The following is a 16,572-nucleotide window of genomic DNA, read 5'->3' as shown; positions in this document are numbered from 1 at the left end:
GCGACGGGGCATCGTCGTCCACCGGCCGCCACAGTAACGATCCCGACGCCATGCCTGGGGGCGCGGGAAGCATATTGCGGGATACGAATGCCTGAGGTCATGTTCGCCGGCCCTGACGGCCGCCTTGAGGGACGTTATCACCATTCAAGCGAGCCCAATGCGCCGCTGGCGCTGGTCCTTCATCCCCACCCGCTGCATGGCGGCACCATGAACAACCGCATCACCTATGCGATGTATCGTTCGTTCGAGAAGATGGGTTTCTCGGTCATGCGATATAATTCGCGTGGGGTCGGCCGTTCGCAGGGCCGCTATGACGGCGGCATCGGAGAAATCTCCGACGCGGCGGCGGCGCTGGACTGGATGCAGATGGTCAACCCGAATGCCGGCGGGCTGTGGATCGCCGGCTATTCGTTCGGCGCCTTCGTCGGCATGCAACTGCTGATGCGGCGGCCGGAAATCACCGGCTGGATCAGCGTCGCACCGCCGGCCAATCATTACGATTTCGGCTTCCTGGCCCCGTGTCCCTGCGGCGGGCTGATGATCGCCGGCGATTCCGACGAACTGGTTCCCGAGCCGGCGATCCGCAAGCTGGTCGACAAGCTGAACACCCAGAAGGGCGTCTCGGTGGATTATCGCATTTTCGCGGGTGCCGACCATATCTTCGCCAACCATGCCGAACAGGTGGCCGAAGCCGTGGAAGACCATGTGGGCACCATCATGGCGCGCGGCGCGCTGGCGCTGGCCGCCGACTGACCTTGTGGCCGCCCCGCCGGACGTTGCCCGACGGGGCGGCCACAGTCATCGCGTCTCCCTCTTTCCAACGCCGCGAAACCCGTGCGGGTTTCATGTCGCCGGAGGGACATGCTAGAGGGTCGCCGGTGCCTGTCCGTCCCAGCCGGCCGGGCCGCCATGATACCAGAGTGACCCGACCATGCCGAACAGCGAATTCCTCCAGGAAGCCGAGGCCCGCGGCTTCATCTTCCAGTGTACCGACCTCGAAGCACTGGACGCCGCCCTGACGGCCGGGCCGGTGGCCGGCTATATCGGCTTCGACCCCACCGCCGACAGCCTCCATGTCGGCAGCCTGATCCAGATCATGTTGCTGCGCCTGATGCAGAAGCACGGCCACCGGCCGGTGGCCCTGATGGGCGGCGGCACGGCGCGAATCGGCGACCCCTCCTTCCGCGAGGAAGCCCGGCAGTTGATGACCGGCGAGACGATCGCGGCCAATCTGCGCGGGATCGAGGGCTGCCTGCGCCAGTTCCTGGCATTCGAGGGCGAGACGGGGGCAAGGCTGGCGAATAACGCCGACTGGCTGGACCGGCTGTCCTATATCGACCTGCTGCGCGATGTCGGGGTGCATTTTTCGGTCAACCGCATGCTGGCCTTCGATTCCGTGCGCTCGCGCCTCGAGCGCGAACAGGGGCTGACCTTCCTGGAATTCAATTATTCCATCCTGCAATCGTACGATTTCCGCGAGATGAACCGCACGATGGGCGTGACGCTGCAAATGGGCGGATCCGACCAGTGGGGCAATATCGTCTCGGGCATCGACCTGGTCCGCCGCACCGAGCAGAAGCAGGTCTTCGGCCTGACGACGCCGCTGCTGACCACTTCGTCGGGCGCCAAGATGGGCAAGTCGGCACGTGGCGCCGTCTGGCTGTCGGCGGCGCGCCTGCCGGTGTTCGAGTATTGGCAGTTCTGGCGCAATGTCGAGGATGCCGATGTCGGCCGCTTCCTGCGCCTGTTCACCGACCTGCCGCTGGCGGAATGCGACCGCCTGGCCGCGCTGGAAGGTGCGGAGGTCAACGAGGCGAAGAAGATCCTGGCCACCGAGGTCACCGCCCTGTGCCACGGCCGGGCCGCCGCCGAGGAAGCCGCCGAGACCGCGCGCCGCACCTTCGAGGGCGGCGAGGCTCCCGCCGCCCTGCCCGCCACGACGATCGCGGCCGACCTGCTGGCGGCCGGCCTGCCCGCCTTCCGCCTGTTCGCCGAAAGCGGCATGGCCGCCAGCAATGGCGAGGCGCGGCGCCTGATCCGCGGCGGCGGCGCGCGGATCAACGATGTCGCGGTGAAGGACGAATCGCTCATGGTCACCCCGGCGGACCTGGTGGACGGCGCGATCAAGCTGTCGTCGGGGCGCAAGCATCACCTTCTGGTGCGCCCGGCCTGATGGGCGGAGGTGTCGGGGCGGGCGACACGCCGCCCCCGCCGATACCCGACGCGCTGTGGCAGGGCCTGGCCCGTTCGGCTTTCCGGGCGCGCTTCCATCTGGATGCGAAGGATCGCGCCTATCTGAAAGACAAGGGCCTCCCGACGGTCATGGAGCATGCGGCGGATTTCATCACGCGCCGCCTGGCCCCGGCGCACCCGGCGCGCGACGGCCGCCAGACGCCCTGGCGCGGCCACCCGGTCTTCGTCGCGCAGCATGCCACCGCCACCTGCTGTCGCGGCTGCCTGGAGAAATGGCACGGGCTTGCCAAGGGACAGCAACTGGATGCACCCGACCGCGCCTATGTGCTGACAATCATCAGGACATGGCTGGAGCGGGAGCAAGCCTGACCCAGAGCGCGCCATCGCATTCGCGAACGGGAAAGCGCGCCACCGCGCATTCAGGAACGGCCACGCCATCGGGCCCGACATAATGACCCGATTCGTCGAACGCCCAGAGATGAAACGGGCAGACCAGGTGCCCCGCCTCGACATACCCCGCCGACAGCCGGGCATCGCGATGGGGGCAGCGATCGGCGAAGACGCGCGGCCTGCCGCCGGCCGCAAGCCAGACCACCAGCCCCGTGCCGTCCACGACCACGCGGTGCGGCCCCGCGCGCGCCGCCTCGGTCGCGCACAGCCGCACCCAGTTCTCCATGCTTCGGCCGCAATCCTCATCCATTTGTGTCCCGCCTCGACCGTTCCACGGCGGTTGCCTATCCGCTCCCAAACGATCAGGCTAGGGTGAATGGATCAAAGTGACAGGATATCCGCTTTCAATGACATCCTCATCGACATCCTCATCGACGTCCTCCTCGCCGCCCCCTGGCGGGTCGGCCCATGACAGGCTTCTGGACCGCCTGGGCGAAGTCGCGGTCCGGATCGGGCTGAACGTCGCGCCGGGCCAGCAGGTGCTGATCACGGCGCCGCTGGAGGCGGTGCCGCTGGTGCGGCGGATCGCCGAACACGCCTATCGGGCCGGCGCGTCGCTGGTCACGCCGTTCTATACGGATGACGCCGTCACGCTGGCGCGCTTCCGCCATGCCCCCGACGCGGCATTCGACATCGCGCCGACCTGGCTGCACGAAGGCATGGCCGACGCCTATCGCCAGGGCGCGGCACGCATGGCCATCACCGGCGGCAACCCCGTACTGCTGAGCCATGAGGACCCCGACCGCGTGGCCCGTGCCAGCAAGGCCGCGTCGCTGGCCGGTCGACCGGCGATGGAACTGATCACCAGCTTCGCCGTGAACTGGAACATCGTCGCCTGCGCCACCCCGGCCTGGGCGGAGCAGGTCTTCCCCGACGAGGCCCCCGACCGGGCGCTGGAACGGCTGTGGGGCGCGATCTTCCAGGCCTCGCGCGTCACGGCGGACGACCCGGTGGCGAACTGGAGCGCCCATAACGCAACCCTGCACCGGCGCGCCGACTGGCTGAACGACCGGCGCTTCGCGGCGCTGCACTTCACCGGGCCCGGCACCGACCTGACGGTAGGCCTGGCCGACGGCCACGCCTGGGCCGGCGGGTCGGAGCCCGCGCGCAACGGCATCGTGTGCAATCCCAATATCCCGACCGAGGAAGTCTTCACCACGCCGCACGCGCGGCGGGTCGAAGGCGTCGTCCGCGCCACCAAGCCGCTGTTTCACCAGGGGACGCTGATCGACGGCATCGCGGTGCGTTTCGAGGGCGGCCGGATCACCGAAGCCCGCGCGACCCAGGGCCAGGCGGTGCTGGAACGCATCCTGGCCACCGACGAAGGGGCCCGGCGCCTGGGCGAGGTGGCGCTGGTACCCCATTCCTCCCCGATCTCGCAGACCGGAGTGCTGTTCCGCAACACGCTGTTCGACGAGAACGCCGCCAGCCACATCGCACTCGGCCAGGCCTACACGAAATGCATGGTGGAGACCGAAGGCCAGACACCGGAACAGCTTGAGGCGCGCGGCGCCAACAGCAGCTTCATCCATATCGACTGGATGATCGGTTCGGCCGAAATCGACGTGACCGCCATCTCCCAGGATGGCGACCGCGAACCCCTGATGAAACACGGTGAATGGGTCAATACGGTATGACGATGCGACTGACGATCCTGGCGGCCACCCTGGCCGCCGCCCTGCCCGCCGCCGCAATGGCCCAGGCGCCGCAGCAACAGGCCCGCCAGCCTTCGGCCGCCGAAATCGCGGCGTTCCAGCACGACATGCAGGCGGCCGCGCAATATCCGCTGCCGGCCGATTTCCTGCCGCGCATGACCACGACCATCCGCGCCATCCAGGCCGCCGGCATCAATCCGCCGAACGCCCAGAACCTGTCGCTGGCCCAGACCATCGACCAGACCGCCGCCATTCCGGGCCTGTCCCAGATCCTGGCGGCCAATGGCTTCACGGCTCGTGACTTCGTCATGGGGATCAGCGCATTCGGCATCACCGAGGCCATGATCCGTCAGCCGCCACCAGCCGGCGCGCACGCCCCCACCCTCAACCCGGCCAATGTCGCCCTGCTGAAAGCCCACCAGCCGGAAGCCGACGCGCTGATGAAGGCCATGAACTGAGACGCGGGACGTCCCCCGCAGCCATACGGCGCGCCCCGGTTCCGGATGACGGAAACGGGGCGTCGCTTTTTCACGCAAGCGTGATAAAGACATCCAGCGACGGCCGCCCCCGGACAGACGGAAGCGGCACTCGTGATGAAGTTGATTCTTCTTCAATAAATCTCATGTTTTTTGGAAACCCCACACACCCTGACGCGTCATGACGGCATGATGAAGCCGTCGGATTACTATTGCAATTGCGAGGCATTCTTAATTAAAGTCATCCTCACGCACGATACGCAACGCCGATCGGGAGTGTCCCATGACTGACGCAATGCCCCGCCTGTACGACCTGTCCCCCAGCGAGAGACTGACGGTCCGAATCCTCCGGCGCCTGTCCGCGCAATGGACGGCCCGCCAGGGCACGGTCGGACGTACCCCCCTACCCGCTCCGGCGCGGCCACGTGCCGTCCACGCGACCATGGCGCTCGCCTTCCATGACGCATTCAGCCGCATGGCCCATCTGTGCCTGCCGGGGCTGGCCGTCGGCACGTCCGGCACCACCCGGCTCACGGCGACCGAACAGAGTTTCCTGCATGCCACCGCCGCCGCCCAGCAAGGGCGGATGCCGGAAATCGGCAATGCACTGCACCGCGTCTTCCCCCGCCCCTCGGTCCATGCCCGGTTCGTGGCAGCGGTGAAGATGCTGGGCGCGTATCTGGCCAGCACCGGATACCACCTGCCCTATCCGCGCCCCCTCCTGCCGGCGGGAGAAAGGCTGGTCGTGGGTGGTGCCTGCCTGCTGACCATGGCGCGCTGGCATGGGCTGGATATCGGAGCGACCCGCGTCCTGTGGCCCCGGACGGAGCCGGCAAACGCCGCGTCCTGAACGCTCGGCTGGGCTTTGGCAGCCTATGCGGCATGGCAGCCATTGCCGAGCAACGAATTGAAACAGGACGGATGGCAATTCAGCTTTCCTTGCGGCGTGGCTTCAACAGCCGCCACGATCGGCGTCCCGCCCGCTGATCCTCGCCCGCGCGAGTTTGTGCCTGATCTTCCAGGCCGCAATCTGCATCACGTCGAGCACGATTCAGGATCGGGGCACCAGACCGACAGTACAGTCTACCGAATAAACAGGTTAGCCTGTGGTTATGGTCGAACGACCTTTTTGAAATGGACACATTCAGTTCGATATAGAAACACTATGATACCGAAACATAATTCAGTCGCCAGGAGCACGAGGCATGACAAAGCCGGGAAGATTCGAAAGACAACCGGATCATATCGGAACAGCAGGCCGCGTCGATCCGACCACCCGTCATGTCGACGTCAATGATAACCTGACACCGATCCCAGCGCCGTTCAGGCGGCGGCAATGCCCTGCTGCAACCGGAACTGTCGCGCACCTGTACCATCGGCACGATCCTGACCCCGCGCTTCCTGCCGGCGTTGACCGCGACGATCGATTATGTCCAAACCCACATCACCGAGACGATCGGCTATCCGTCATTGCCGACCGAACTGAATGGCTGTTACGAAAGCACCAACCTTTCCAGCCCCTCCTGCTCCATCCTGCATGGACGTGACGTGAACGGGCAGCTCTGCCCGGTATCGCGGCTGCATACGAATACCGGCGCCTTTATCGAAGACGGGCTGGATATCAACACATCCTACGTCCACCCGATCGACTATCTGAATGCGCTGTCCTTCGGCGCCGATATCCAGGATGTCATGGCCACCTATCATGAAAGCTGGTATATCGTGACGGCAGGGGTGAAGAATATCGGCGGACGCGACCCGAACTTCTACGCCAACGGTGACTGCAACACCGCCCCCGGCATCCATGATTATGTCGGCCGTTCCATGTTCATCAAGGCACAGGCCCACTTCTGACACCCATGACCGGCTCCGCAATTATCCCCGCCGCCCCCCGCATCGTCTCGATCGACGCGATGCGGGGGGCAACGATCGCGTTCATGATCGTCGTCAACACGCCCGGTAGCTGGAACCATGTCTGGCCGCTCCTGGAACATGCTCCCTGGAACGGCTGCCGCCCGGCGGACTTCGTCTTTCCGTTCTTCCTGTTCCTGATGGGCTGCGTCATTCCGTTCGCGCTCGACCGCCGCCTTGCCGCCGGCGAAAGCCGGGCCAAGCTGGCCGGGCATATCGCGCGACGGGTTCTGCTGCTGATCGCACTCAAGCTTCTACTCAGTGCGTATCCCCATTTCCATCTCGGCCATCTGCGCCTCTTCGGCGTTCTGACGCGCATCGCATTGTGCTACGGTCTGGTGGCACTGCTCTATATGGCGACCCGCAAGCCCCTGCCGCTGCTGGCCGTGACCTGCGGCATTCTGCTGGGCTGGTGGCTGATGCTTTGCGCCGTTCCCATACCAGGCCTCGGCCTGCCGGGACGCGATGTCCCGCTGCTCGACCCCCAGGCCAACCTGGCGGCATGGCTGGACCGTATCGTCTCGCACTGGACGCTCCGCGTGCTGCATACGGGCATATTGTATGAAAAAACCTGGGACCCGGAAGGCCTGCTTGGCACGCTGCCGGCCTGCGCCTCTGTACTGTCCGGCGTGCTGGCGGGGCAGGCGTTCCGGAATCGCAACATGTCCGCGCGACACAGGACGCTCCTGCTCCTTGCCGCAGGCCTCATCAGCCTTGCACTCGGTCAAGCGTGGGGCATGGCCATGCCGATCAACAAGGCACTATGGACCAGTTCCTTCGTGCTGGTCACATCCGGCGCCGCCCTGCTGATGCTGGCCGCGTTCGATTGGGCGTTCGACATCCGGCGGGTTCAGGACGACAGCCGGATCGCGTCCCATGCGCTGCTCGTCCTGCGCGTGTTCGGCACAAACGCCATCGTCGCCTTCCTGCTCAGCGGTTTCGTCGTCAAGACCATGATGGTTCTTCCGGCCCCCGCCGACACGGAGCATTCGGTCTATACGTGGCTCTATACGCGGTTTTTCGCCTTCTGGATTCCGTCACCGGACCTGGCCTCGTTCCTCTTCGCCGTGGCCTTCACGGCTGTCATGGCCTTGCCCCTTGCGGTGCTCTACCGCCGCAACATCGTCATCAGACTCTGACCCCGCAAAGGCCACTACGAACCACCCCAGGCTGAGTAGCGAAGGGCGCGGCAAGGACGGTGCCGGAGGAACGCCTGCGCGCGAACGCTCTTCGCATGCGATTCAAGGCGAAAGCGGCCCGGCGCGGGATGCGCCAGGCATGTGTTTCAGGGTCTCACGCCTGCTCGGGCGCCGGCGCCGAGTTCAACTGAATATAACGCTCGATCCCGACCAGCTTGATCAGATCGAACTGGCGGTCGAGGAAATCTTCATGCTCTTCCTCGTTATCGAGAATCTTCAGAAGCAGATCGCGCGACACGTAATCGCGCACGCTCTCGCAATAGGCGATGCCTTCACGCAGATCGTCCAGCGCCTTGACTTCGAGCTTCAGGTCGCATTCCAGGATCTCCTGGACGTTCTGGCCGACCAGGATGGTGTTCAGCCGCTGCACGTTCGGCAGGCCGCCCAGATAGAGAATGCGCTCGATCAGCCAGTCGGCATGACGCATCTCCTCGATCGATTCCTCGTATTCCTTCTTCCCCAGCAGGGTGACGCCCCAGTGGCGCAGCGTGCGGGCGTGCAGGAAATACTGGTTGATCGCCGTCAACTCGTTGGTGAGCTGGGTGTTCAGATGCTCGATAACCTTGGGGTCCTTGATGGCCATGCGCCCTCTCCGATCGATGGTGGATGCTTTCCATCACGGGCTTACACCCTGCCGCATCCGGATTGCAAACATAAAATTCATATATATCAATATGATAATAGATTTAATTCTCACTCGCAAATCTGACGCTGCGTTGCGCGCGCCAGCACCGGTCACTCCCCCTCGGTCGCGTGGAAGCGCGTGTAATCGACGGTGATCCGCCCATCGGCCGACGCGTCGATGATATCGACGAAGCGATGATTGTACAGCACCCGGTCGAACCCGTAGGCGGACCGCGCGAAGACGCTCTGTCCCGAGACCTCGTCGGTACCGCTCACGGTCAGGACGATTTCCGCTTCCTCCTTGCGCAGTTCCTCGATCGTCAGGCCGTGCAGCGGGCTGCCTTCGTCGATGACGTGCATCAGCGAGAAGGCGAAGCGCAGGACCGGGATATGCGACTGGACCAGCGGCAGCGGGTCGAACTGCCTGACCAGCCGCCCGTTCGGCTGGACGATCAGGCGCGAGAGAAACAATTCGGTGTCGATCGACAGGATCGGGCTCAGGCGCTGGTTGGCGATACGCACGCTCAGATGCGCGATGCCCTGCTCGTGGCGGATCAGGGCGCTGTTGCTGAACATGATCCTGGCCCTGGGCCGGGCGAAGCGCGCGAAGACCAGGCCGGTGGCCACGGCGTTGAGGATCATCCCCCCCAGCAATTCGCAGGCCGAGAACACGTGCGCCACCAGCCCCACCGGCGCCATCACGCCATAGCCCACGGTGGAAAAGGTCTGGATGCTGAAGAAGAAGTAATCCCAGAACACGCCCGGCCGGGTGCCCGTGACCTGCCGGGGAACCGTCATGTACAGCAGCGCGAACACGCCGTTGAACAGGACGTAGCAGAGCAGGGTATACCAGAAGAAACCGGTCCAGCGGATCGTCAGGGCATGGTGATAGAAATCGGACCACGCCCTGTCGGCATGGCCGACACGCACGACATTGTCATGTCCCCGGTCTTCCAGCGCATGATGCAGGCGCAGACGCGACAGGACATGCGGCATATGGGGGGCGGTAGGCCTTGTTTTTGTTTTATTTTCCGGTCCAGGCGCCCTGTCCATTGTCGCTAATCCTTCCGCATGATCTGATTGCGGAGAGATATGACGCGAAAACGCGCGGCCGCGTATGGCGCGGATCGCGCGGGTCTCATGCGCGCCGCGCCGGGTGAAAGCGCGCTGGCCGGAAGCCTGCCGCCATGGCAAAATGGCCGCTCCACAGGAGATACAGACCATGGCCGCCTATATCGTCTTCACGCGTGAATCCACCTCCGACCAGGCGGAACTCGACGCCTATTCGAAAGCCGTCGCCCCCACCTTCGCGGGCCATCCGGCCCGGATCCTGGCGGCCTACGGCACCCAGGACGTCCTGGAAGGCACGCCCCCCGAAGGCGTGGTGATCGTCGAATTCCCCACCATCGAGGCCGCGCGCGCCTGGTACGACAGCCCGGCCTACCAGACGGTGGTGCAGCACCGCTGGAAAGGCGCGTCATACCGCGCCGTCATCGTCCAGGGCGTTTAAGGCCGGTTTCAACCGGCCTCCGGACATGTCAGGCGGCGGCGAGGGCCGCCACGACCCGCTGGCGGCGGAACAGGCCCGCCGCCAGCGTCCGCGCATCCTGGAGCGACGTCATGATCTGCCCGTTCAACGGGCGCAGCCATTCATGGATGGCACGGAAGACGCGCGTTCCGTCATGGCGGAACTGGATGACGACCCCGACGAACACCCCGTCGATTTCGACGATCTCAGACTTGATCATGACATGACTCTCCTTCGTGCAGCGGCATGTCGGTAGAAACGCGGGTTCATGACCACGATCTCCGGCCCGACGCAACGACGGCCGCATGAAGTCTTCGTGACAGTCCGATGACGGCCGCCTAGCGCGCCCAGAAGACGGCCGTCCGGCGGAATTTGCGCCAGCGCCGATGCGCGTTCTCATGGGTCGCATCCTGGCGGCAGCAGAGAAACCCGGTGACGGCGCCCAGGACATAGCGGATCTCGCCGTCCGCCGCATCGCCGAAGCGTTCCAGCAGCAGCCGCGTGGTCAGGACATCGCTATCCATGCCCAGCGCCGCCTGCATCGCCGCCAGGCGGCGCAGATAACGCCTGCCCGCATGCCCCGGCGCATGCAGCGTGACGAAGAATTCCGCCGCATAGCGCAACCTCTTCAAGGCCAGGCGTACCTCATGACGCTGCGGCGGCGTCAGCAGCGTGAATCCCCGCCCCTTCCGCAGGACCTTGCGATGCAGCCGCGCCAGATGACGGACGGCGAAAGCGCCAGCCGGCTCCTCCAGCGCCTTCAATCCCGCCGGCGACCGAGCCTCGTCCCATAGTTCGCCTTCGGCCAGACGGTTCACCAGGCGCAGGACCCACCTGGCATCCTCCCCACCCAGGATCTGCCGAACCCCGTCATAGGCGGCGTCGCGCCGGGCCGCGGCCAACGGCAGCAACATCCCGGCGACATTGACCCCCATCCGCCCCAGCGGGCTCAGGCCCGGCAGCGTCTCCAGCAGGAAGACGTCCCAGTCCCGCGCGTCGCCGACGGCCCGCGCCAGCCTGCGCGCCCGCGCCGCCGCCTCGTCCAGCGTCGCACACGGATAATCGCGTCGCAGCAAGGCCACCAGCGCGCGGAACCGACGCAATGCCACGCGCACCTGATGCACGCCCTCGACATTCCGCCCGTCGATCGCCACCGGCAGGTTGGCCGTCAGGTGGTCGCGCAGAACGGCGGCGATCCGCGCCACCGCCCGGCACACGCTATCACCGGGCTCCAGTTCCACCGGCGCCGCGCCGTGACTGTCCGGAATGGCAGTCCCGACCTGATCGGGCATGTTCGTGACCTCTCACCCCTGTCGCCACACCACGGGGCGGATGGCGAAATGACTCTGGATCTGTGCCACGCCGGGCAGGCGCGAAAGTTCCTCGTTATGGATACGCTCGTAATCCGCCGCATCGCGCACCGCGACGTGCAGCAGATAATCCGCGTCGCCGGTCATCAGGTAGCATTGGCGCACGTCGGGGCAGGTCCTGACCCGGGCCTCGAACCGCCGCAGGCATTCCTCGGTCTGGCGCTCCAGCGTGATCCGCACGATCACGATCGTCGTCCCCTCGCGCCCCCGTTCGTCGATGATCGCGCGATAGCCGCGGATCACCCCGGCCCGTTCCAACTGCCGTACTCGCCGCAGGCACGCCGAGGGAGACAGCCCGACCCGCTGCGCCAGATCGGCATTGGTCATGCGCCCGTCCTGGCTCAGATGACGCAGGATCGATTCGGTCGTCCGGTCCTTTTTTTGTTTCGAGTCAGATTCTATCATGTTCCTGCAACCACCCCGGCAGATCATGCCATTTCAGCGCATGGAATTGCATATTTCTCATTCAGGCGACAGATCATGCGATCAATCGGCAGGAAATATCAGCCCCACCCGGCCTAAGCTGATGCAGGACATCACACGCCCTGATCGGTCGAGGTCGCGCCGCCATGCCCCCTGCTCCCCCTGCCCCGCTTTTATCCGATACCGGCTGGCCCCGCAGCCGGGCCGGCGCGACGCTGACGATCGACCTCGACGCCATTCGCGCCAATTACCGCACGCTGCGCGGCCTGGCGGCCGGGGCGGAATGCGCGGCGGTGGTCAAGGCCGACGCCTACGGGCTGGGCGCCACCCGGGTCGCCCCGGCGCTGGAGCGCGCCGGCGCGCGCACCTTCTTCGTCGCCCATGTGGACGAGGGCATCGCCCTGCGCCCCCATGTCGCGTCCACCACCCGGATCTTCGTCCTGCACGGCCCGCTGGCGGGAGCCGAGGCCGATTGCGTGCGGCATGACCTGATCCCGGTGCTGAACAGTGTCGAGCAGATCCGGGGCTGGCGCGCCACGGCGCGCGGCCTGGACCGCCCCCTGCCGGCGGCGGTGCAACTCGATACCGGCATGTCGCGCTTCGGCCTGTCGGAGCAGGATATCGATCGAATCGAGGCCGATCCCGACGGCTGGCGCGGCATCGGTCCCGGCCTGGTCATGAGCCATCTCGCCTGCGCCGACGACCCGTCCGATCCGGCCAGCGCCCGGCAGCGCGCGCGCCTGCTGGCACTGCGCGCGCGCCTGCCGGCGGCGCCCGTCAGCCTGGCCGCCTCGTCGGGCATTTTCCTGGGGCCGGGTTTCCATTTCGACGTCGTGCGCCCCGGCGCGGCGCTGTACGGCGTGGCACCCAACGACAGCGCACCCAACCCGATGCGCCCGGTCGTGCGCCTGCAAGCCCGGATCCTCCAGACCCGCATCGTCGGCCCCAGGGACGGCGTGGGGTACGGCCTGACCTACCGCCCGTCCGCTCCACGCCGGATCGCGACCGTCGCCGCGGGCTACGCCGACGGCTTCATGCGCCATGCCGCGCGCGACGGCCGCGCCTGGCTGGGCACGCAGGCCCTGCCGATCGTCGGTCGCATCTCGATGGATTCCATGGCCGTCGACATCACCGACGCCCCCGATTCCCTGACCACGCCCGGCGCCATGCTGGACCTGCTGGGGCCCCAGCACGGCGTCGATGACGTGGCACGCGGCGCCGGCACCATCGGCTACGAAATCCTGACCTCCCTGGGGCATCGCTACCACCGCGCCTATGTCGCGGACGGCACCCCCTCTCCTGAGCGGACCTGACGACACATCATGAAGATCATCATTCTCGGCGGAGGCGTGGTCGGCGTGACCTCGGCCTGGTATCTCACGCAGGCCGGGCACGCGGTCACGGTCATCGATCGGCAGCCGGCGGCGGGGCTGGGAACCAGCTTCGCCAATGCCGGCCAGGTCTCGCCCGGCTATTCCTCGCCCTGGGCCGGTCCGGGCGTGCCGTTGAAGGCGGTGCGCTGGCTGCTGATGGCCCATCGCCCCTTCGTCTTCCGCCCGATGGCCGACCCGCGCCAATGGCGCTGGCTGGCCCGGATGCTGGCCAACTGCACCAGCGCCGCCTACGACCGCAACAAGGGCCGCATGGTCCGCCTCGCCGAATACAGCCGCGACCTGCTGGACGAGCTGCGCGCCGGCACCGGCCTCGCCTATGATGACCGCCAGCAGGGCACATTGCAGGTCTTTCGCACGCAGAAGCAGATGGACCATCTCGGCGACGACCTGCGCGTGCTGGACCAGTACAAGGTGCCCTACGAAATACTGGACGCCGCCGGCTGCGTGCGGGCCGAGCCCGGACTGGCGGCGGCCCGGGACAAGCTGGTCGGCGGCCTGCGCCTGCCGGGGGATCAGACGGGCGACGCCCATATCTTCACCCAGCGCCTGGCGGCGATGGCGGCCGAACGGGGCGCGACCTTCCTCTACGATACCACCATCCGCGGCTTGCGCCGCGAGGACCGGCGCCTGACCGGCATCGACACCAGCCGCGGCCGGATGGATGCGGATGCCTATGTGCTCGCGCTGGGCAGTTTCTCGCCCGCCATGGTGCGTGCCCTGGGGCTGGACCTGCCGATCTATCCGGTCAAGGGCTATTCGATCACCGCCCCGATCATCGACGCCACCCTGGCCCCGGTTTCCACCGTGATGGACGAAACCTACAAGATCGCCATCACCCGCCTGGGCGATCGCATCCGTGTCGGCGGCACCGCCGAACTCGCGGGGTTCAGCACCACGCTCCGCGCCCCGCGCCGGGCGACGCTGGAACATTCCCTGACGGACCTGTTCGCCGGTGCCGGCGACGTGCCGTCCGCGACCTTCTGGACCGGGCTGCGCCCCATGACGCCCGACGGCACGCCGATCATCGGCCCGACCGCAATCGACAATCTGTATCTCAATACCGGTCACGGCACGCTGGGCTGGACCATGGCCTGCGGGTCGGGCCGGGTGCTGGCCGACATCCTCTCCGCCCGCAAACCCGACATCGCGTACGAGGATCTGGCCCTGGCCCGCTATCGCGCCTGACCCGCGAGACCTTGCTTGTCGCCCTCTCGATGCTGCGATATGGTGCGCGCCGCATCCAGAGCCGGGGCAACCCGGCACCAACCTGCATCCGAGCAAGGTGGCGTTCCCGTTCCGGGAAGATGTGGCCGATCCGGCAAAAAACGGACCGCTACCTCATGTCGCCGATCCTCGTGATGCTTGTAGCAAGCGAGGAAAGGCCACGATCGCGATGCCCCATACCCAGCAATTCGCCAGCGACAATTACGCGGGTATCTGTCCCGAAGCCCTGCGGGCAATGGAAGAGGCCAATCGCGGCTCGGCCCCGGCCTATGGCGACGATCCGTGGACGTTGCGCGCCGCCGACGCCTTCCGCCGGACGTTCGAAACCGATTGCGAGCTGTTCTTCGTCTTCAACGGCACGGCGGCCAACTCGCTGGCGCTGGCGTCGCTGTGCCAGTCGTACGAAAGCATCATCGCCGCAGACATCGCCCATGTCGAAACCGACGAGTGCGGGGCGCCGGAATTCTTCTCGAACGGCGCCAAGATCCTGGTCGGCCGCACCACCGACGGCAAGCTGACCCCCGAGACGATCCGCGATTTCGCGCTGGGACGCACCGACATCCATTTCCCGCGCCCCAAGGCCGTGACCATCACCCAGCCGACCGAGACCGGGCAGGTCTACACCCTGGACGAGATCCGCGCGATTTCCGCCACCTGCCGCGAATTGGGGCTGCGGCTGCACATGGACGGCGCGCGCTTCGCCAACGCGATCGAGAGCCTGGGCTGCTCGCCGGCCGAGATGACCTGGCAGGCCGGCATCGACGTGATGAGCTTCGGCGGCACCAAGAACGGCATGGCGGTCGGCGAGGCCGTGATCTTCTTCGACCGGGCGCTGGCCGAAGGGTTCGACTATCGCTGCAAGCAGGCCGGTCAACTGGCTTCCAAGATGCGCTTCCTGTCCGCGCCGTGGGCCGTGATGTTCGAAACCGGCGCCTGGCGGACCCACGCGGCCCACGCCAATGCCTGCGCCCGCCATTTCGCCGATCAGGTCAGGGACCTGCCCGGGATCGCACTCATGTTTCCCGTCGAGGCCAACGGCGTGTTCCTCAAACTGTCCGAGCCCCTGACCGAAGGACTGCGCGCCCGGGGCTGGCGGTTCTATACGTTCATCGGCGGCAGCGCCCGCTTCATGTTCGCCTGGGATTCCCAGATCGCCCGTGTGGACGCGCTGATCGCCGACCTGCGCGCGCTCACGGGCGGCGATGCGGCATGGAAAGCCGTCCCCGACGCGCCCGTCCTTACAGCGTGACCTGCCCGCTGATCCGGGTCACGGTATCGCCGCCGATCCAGAATCCAGCTTCGTCCCGCGCCACCCGGACCCGCCCCATGCGCCCCAGCACCGTCCCCTGCCTGACGATATAGCGATCGGGCGCCAGACCCGCGCCGATCAGCCATGTCGCCAGTCCCGCATTCAGGCTGCCGGTCACCGGGTCCTCGAAGACGGTCCCGCCGCCGGTGAACGCACGGACCTCGAACTGCGCCGCATCCCCGTCGCGCGCCGGGTCCCACGGCGCGACCAGCCCGATGCGCCAGTCGCCCAGGGCTTGCGCATCCGGCCGCAGCGCCAGCAACGCCTCCCGGTCCCGCAGCATCAGGGCCAGCCAGCCGGGACCGTTATCGACCCAGTTCGACGCCGCGATGCGATCCGTGGACAGTCCCAGAATCCGGGTCACGGCCTCCAGGTCCGACGCATCGACCGGCCCCGCGCGACGCAGCGGCGGGGCGGCGAAGGCCAGTCCGTCGCCACCGCGCCGCACCGTCACCAGCCCGGCACCGCATTCCTGCACCACATCGCGCCCCTGCGGCACGCCACCCATGGCCAGCCAGACATGGCACGATCCCAGCGTAGGATGCCCGGCGAACGGCAGCTCCTCCTCCGGGGTGAAGATCCGCACCCGGTAGTCGGCACCGGGCATCGTGGGCTTCAGCAGGAAGGTCGTCTCGCTCAGATTCATCCAGTTCGCGAAGGCCGCCATCTGCGCGTCGTCCAGCGCATCCGCCCCCGCGACGACGGCCAGCGGATTGCCCTTCAGCGGCGCGGCCGCGAAGACATCGACCTGATGAAAGACGTATGTCGTCATCACCTGTTTCTCCGAACCCGCGCCATCATCCATCACGTCGGCAT

The 16,572-nt window shown here is 66.5% G+C and carries 19 protein-coding genes and 1 riboswitch; of the genes, 12 read left to right on the top strand and 7 right to left on the bottom strand.

The features are described 5' to 3' along the window. Positions 1–87: 87 nt before the first annotated feature. The 3 genes from HLH48_RS08775 (at position 88) to HLH48_RS08765 (ending at position 2,562) form a co-directional block, all read left to right on the top strand. Entirely contained in the window at positions 88–753 is a 666-nt protein-coding gene (locus tag HLH48_RS08775) for an alpha/beta hydrolase (protein ID WP_182997121.1), read from the top strand. Between the two features lie 178 nt (positions 754–931). Then, complete coding sequence (tyrS, locus tag HLH48_RS08770) at positions 932–2,173, top strand: tyrosine--tRNA ligase (protein ID WP_182997120.1); 1,242 nt, start codon at positions 932–934, stop codon at positions 2,171–2,173. After that, on the top strand, positions 2,173–2,562 hold the full coding sequence (locus HLH48_RS08765) for a DUF4186 domain-containing protein (RefSeq protein WP_182997119.1): 390 nt from the start codon (positions 2,173–2,175) through the stop codon (positions 2,560–2,562). The genes tyrS and HLH48_RS08765 overlap by 1 nt, the downstream gene beginning before the upstream one ends. Here the strand turns inward: HLH48_RS08765 and HLH48_RS08760 are convergent. After that, the gene (locus HLH48_RS08760) at positions 2,531–2,869 is read right to left on the bottom strand and encodes a Rieske 2Fe-2S domain-containing protein (protein WP_182997118.1); all 339 of its coding nucleotides are present in this window, start codon (positions 2,867–2,869) and stop codon (positions 2,531–2,533) included. The genes HLH48_RS08765 and HLH48_RS08760 overlap by 32 nt on opposite strands. A 121-nt stretch (positions 2,870–2,990) precedes the next feature. On the opposite strand from HLH48_RS08760, the gene HLH48_RS08755 reads away from it, so the two are divergent. From HLH48_RS08755 to HLH48_RS08735, 5 genes are all read left to right on the top strand, one after another. Continuing rightward, entirely contained in the window at positions 2,991–4,280 is a 1,290-nt protein-coding gene (locus HLH48_RS08755) for an aminopeptidase (protein ID WP_182997117.1), read from the top strand. Further along, positions 4,262–4,756, top strand: a complete 495-nt coding sequence (locus HLH48_RS08750) for a hypothetical protein (protein ID WP_246387170.1) — start codon at positions 4,262–4,264, stop codon at positions 4,754–4,756. Before HLH48_RS08755 ends, HLH48_RS08750 begins: the two co-directional genes overlap by 19 nt. Positions 4,757–5,057: 301 nt before the next feature. Further along, complete coding sequence (locus HLH48_RS08745) at positions 5,058–5,624, top strand: hypothetical protein (protein WP_182997116.1); 567 nt, start codon at positions 5,058–5,060, stop codon at positions 5,622–5,624. Between the two features lie 560 nt (positions 5,625–6,184). Beyond that, a complete protein-coding gene (locus HLH48_RS08740) occupies positions 6,185–6,628 on the top strand; it encodes a hypothetical protein (protein ID WP_182997115.1) in 444 nt (147 codons plus the stop codon). 5 nt (positions 6,629–6,633) lie between these two features. After that, positions 6,634–7,824 carry an acyltransferase family protein gene (locus HLH48_RS08735; protein ID WP_182997114.1) on the top strand — a complete coding sequence of 397 codons (1,191 nt, stop codon included), beginning with the start codon at positions 6,634–6,636 and terminating at the stop codon, positions 7,822–7,824. 154 nt (positions 7,825–7,978) lie between these two features. On the opposite strand, the gene bfr is transcribed toward HLH48_RS08735, so the two are convergent. Both bfr and HLH48_RS08725 read right to left on the bottom strand, forming a co-directional pair. Beyond that, positions 7,979–8,467 carry a bacterioferritin gene (bfr, locus tag HLH48_RS08730; RefSeq protein ID WP_182997113.1) on the bottom strand — a complete coding sequence of 163 codons (489 nt, stop codon included), beginning with the start codon at positions 8,465–8,467 and terminating at the stop codon, positions 7,979–7,981. Positions 8,468–8,619: 152 nt separating this feature from the next. Beyond that, positions 8,620–9,504 carry an ion channel gene (locus tag HLH48_RS08725; RefSeq protein ID WP_182997112.1) on the bottom strand — a complete coding sequence of 295 codons (885 nt, stop codon included), beginning with the start codon at positions 9,502–9,504 and terminating at the stop codon, positions 8,620–8,622. Positions 9,505–9,730: 226 nt separating this feature from the next. On the opposite strand from HLH48_RS08725, the gene HLH48_RS08720 reads away from it, so the two are divergent. Further along, positions 9,731–10,018, top strand: coding sequence for a DUF1330 domain-containing protein (locus HLH48_RS08720; RefSeq protein WP_182997111.1), 288 nt, complete (start codon positions 9,731–9,733; stop codon positions 10,016–10,018). A gap of 28 nt (positions 10,019–10,046) precedes the next feature. On the opposite strand, the gene HLH48_RS08715 is transcribed toward HLH48_RS08720, so the two are convergent. From HLH48_RS08715 to HLH48_RS08705, 3 genes are all read right to left on the bottom strand, one after another. Then, positions 10,047–10,256 carry a hypothetical protein gene (locus tag HLH48_RS08715; protein ID WP_182997110.1) on the bottom strand — a complete coding sequence of 70 codons (210 nt, stop codon included), beginning with the start codon at positions 10,254–10,256 and terminating at the stop codon, positions 10,047–10,049. A gap of 118 nt (positions 10,257–10,374) precedes the next feature. After that, entirely contained in the window at positions 10,375–11,328 is a 954-nt protein-coding gene (locus HLH48_RS08710; protein WP_220795048.1) for a CHAD domain-containing protein, read from the bottom strand. 12 nt (positions 11,329–11,340) lie between these two features. Next, positions 11,341–11,733 carry an Lrp/AsnC family transcriptional regulator gene (locus HLH48_RS08705; protein ID WP_246387169.1) on the bottom strand — a complete coding sequence of 131 codons (393 nt, stop codon included), beginning with the start codon at positions 11,731–11,733 and terminating at the stop codon, positions 11,341–11,343. Between the two features lie 242 nt (positions 11,734–11,975). Between HLH48_RS08705 and alr the strand changes: the two genes are divergently transcribed. The 3 genes from alr (at position 11,976) to HLH48_RS08690 (ending at position 15,696) form a co-directional block, all read left to right on the top strand. Then, a complete protein-coding gene (alr, locus tag HLH48_RS08700; protein WP_182997108.1) occupies positions 11,976–13,142 on the top strand; it encodes an alanine racemase in 1,167 nt (388 codons plus the stop codon). A 9-nt stretch (positions 13,143–13,151) separates the two neighbouring features. After that, positions 13,152–14,408: a D-amino acid dehydrogenase gene (locus HLH48_RS08695; RefSeq protein WP_182997107.1), complete on the top strand. Its 1,257-nt coding sequence runs from the start codon at positions 13,152–13,154 to the stop codon at positions 14,406–14,408. Positions 14,409–14,454: 46 nt separating this feature from the next. After that, a riboswitch (SAM-I-IV-variant riboswitch) is annotated at positions 14,455–14,559 on the top strand. Between the two features lie 57 nt (positions 14,560–14,616). Next, positions 14,617–15,696, top strand: coding sequence for a threonine aldolase family protein (locus tag HLH48_RS08690; protein ID WP_182997106.1), 1,080 nt, complete (start codon positions 14,617–14,619; stop codon positions 15,694–15,696). On the opposite strand, the gene HLH48_RS08685 is transcribed toward HLH48_RS08690, so the two are convergent. Further along, positions 15,686–16,528, bottom strand: a complete 843-nt coding sequence (locus tag HLH48_RS08685) for a PhzF family phenazine biosynthesis protein (RefSeq protein WP_182997105.1) — start codon at positions 16,526–16,528, stop codon at positions 15,686–15,688. The genes HLH48_RS08690 and HLH48_RS08685 overlap by 11 nt on opposite strands. Between the last annotated feature and the right edge of the window lie 44 nt (positions 16,529–16,572).

Source organism: Gluconacetobacter sacchari, from assembly GCF_014174255.1.
Taxonomy (GTDB): Bacteria; Pseudomonadota; Alphaproteobacteria; order Acetobacterales; family Acetobacteraceae; genus Gluconacetobacter; species Gluconacetobacter sacchari.
Note: the sequence above shows the minus strand (reverse complement) of the source record. Positions and strands in the feature narration are given on the sequence as shown.

What these genes read in the sequence shown, in the direction of transcription:
- HLH48_RS08775 (WP_182997121.1), top strand. Translation starts at nt 88, where the DNA reads ATGCCTGAGGTCATGTTCGCCGGCCCTGACGGCCGCCTTGAGGGACGT.
- tyrS (WP_182997120.1), top strand. Translation starts at nt 932, where the DNA reads ATGCCGAACAGCGAATTCCTCCAGGAAGCCGAGGCCCGCGGCTTCATC.
- HLH48_RS08765 (WP_182997119.1), top strand. Translation starts at nt 2,173, where the DNA reads ATGGGCGGAGGTGTCGGGGCGGGCGACACGCCGCCCCCGCCGATACCC.
- HLH48_RS08760 (WP_182997118.1), bottom strand. Translation starts at nt 2,869, where the DNA reads ATGGAGAACTGGGTGCGGCTGTGCGCGACCGAGGCGGCGCGCGCGGGG.
- HLH48_RS08755 (WP_182997117.1), top strand. Translation starts at nt 2,991, where the DNA reads ATGACATCCTCATCGACATCCTCATCGACGTCCTCCTCGCCGCCCCCT.
- HLH48_RS08750 (WP_246387170.1), top strand. Translation starts at nt 4,262, where the DNA reads ATGGGTCAATACGGTATGACGATGCGACTGACGATCCTGGCGGCCACC.
- HLH48_RS08745 (WP_182997116.1), top strand. Translation starts at nt 5,058, where the DNA reads ATGACTGACGCAATGCCCCGCCTGTACGACCTGTCCCCCAGCGAGAGA.
- HLH48_RS08735 (WP_182997114.1), top strand. Translation starts at nt 6,634, where the DNA reads ATGACCGGCTCCGCAATTATCCCCGCCGCCCCCCGCATCGTCTCGATC.
- bfr (WP_182997113.1), bottom strand. Translation starts at nt 8,467, where the DNA reads ATGGCCATCAAGGACCCCAAGGTTATCGAGCATCTGAACACCCAGCTC.
- HLH48_RS08725 (WP_182997112.1), bottom strand. Translation starts at nt 9,504, where the DNA reads ATGCCGCATGTCCTGTCGCGTCTGCGCCTGCATCATGCGCTGGAAGAC.
- HLH48_RS08720 (WP_182997111.1), top strand. Translation starts at nt 9,731, where the DNA reads ATGGCCGCCTATATCGTCTTCACGCGTGAATCCACCTCCGACCAGGCG.
- HLH48_RS08715 (WP_182997110.1), bottom strand. Translation starts at nt 10,256, where the DNA reads ATGATCAAGTCTGAGATCGTCGAAATCGACGGGGTGTTCGTCGGGGTC.
- HLH48_RS08710 (WP_220795048.1), bottom strand. Translation starts at nt 11,328, where the DNA reads ATGCCCGATCAGGTCGGGACTGCCATTCCGGACAGTCACGGCGCGGCG.
- HLH48_RS08705 (WP_246387169.1), bottom strand. Translation starts at nt 11,733, where the DNA reads ATGACCAATGCCGATCTGGCGCAGCGGGTCGGGCTGTCTCCCTCGGCG.
- alr (WP_182997108.1), top strand. Translation starts at nt 11,976, where the DNA reads ATGCCCCCTGCTCCCCCTGCCCCGCTTTTATCCGATACCGGCTGGCCC.
- HLH48_RS08695 (WP_182997107.1), top strand. Translation starts at nt 13,152, where the DNA reads ATGAAGATCATCATTCTCGGCGGAGGCGTGGTCGGCGTGACCTCGGCC.
- HLH48_RS08690 (WP_182997106.1), top strand. Translation starts at nt 14,617, where the DNA reads ATGCCCCATACCCAGCAATTCGCCAGCGACAATTACGCGGGTATCTGT.
- HLH48_RS08685 (WP_182997105.1), bottom strand. Translation starts at nt 16,528, where the DNA reads ATGACGACATACGTCTTTCATCAGGTCGATGTCTTCGCGGCCGCGCCG.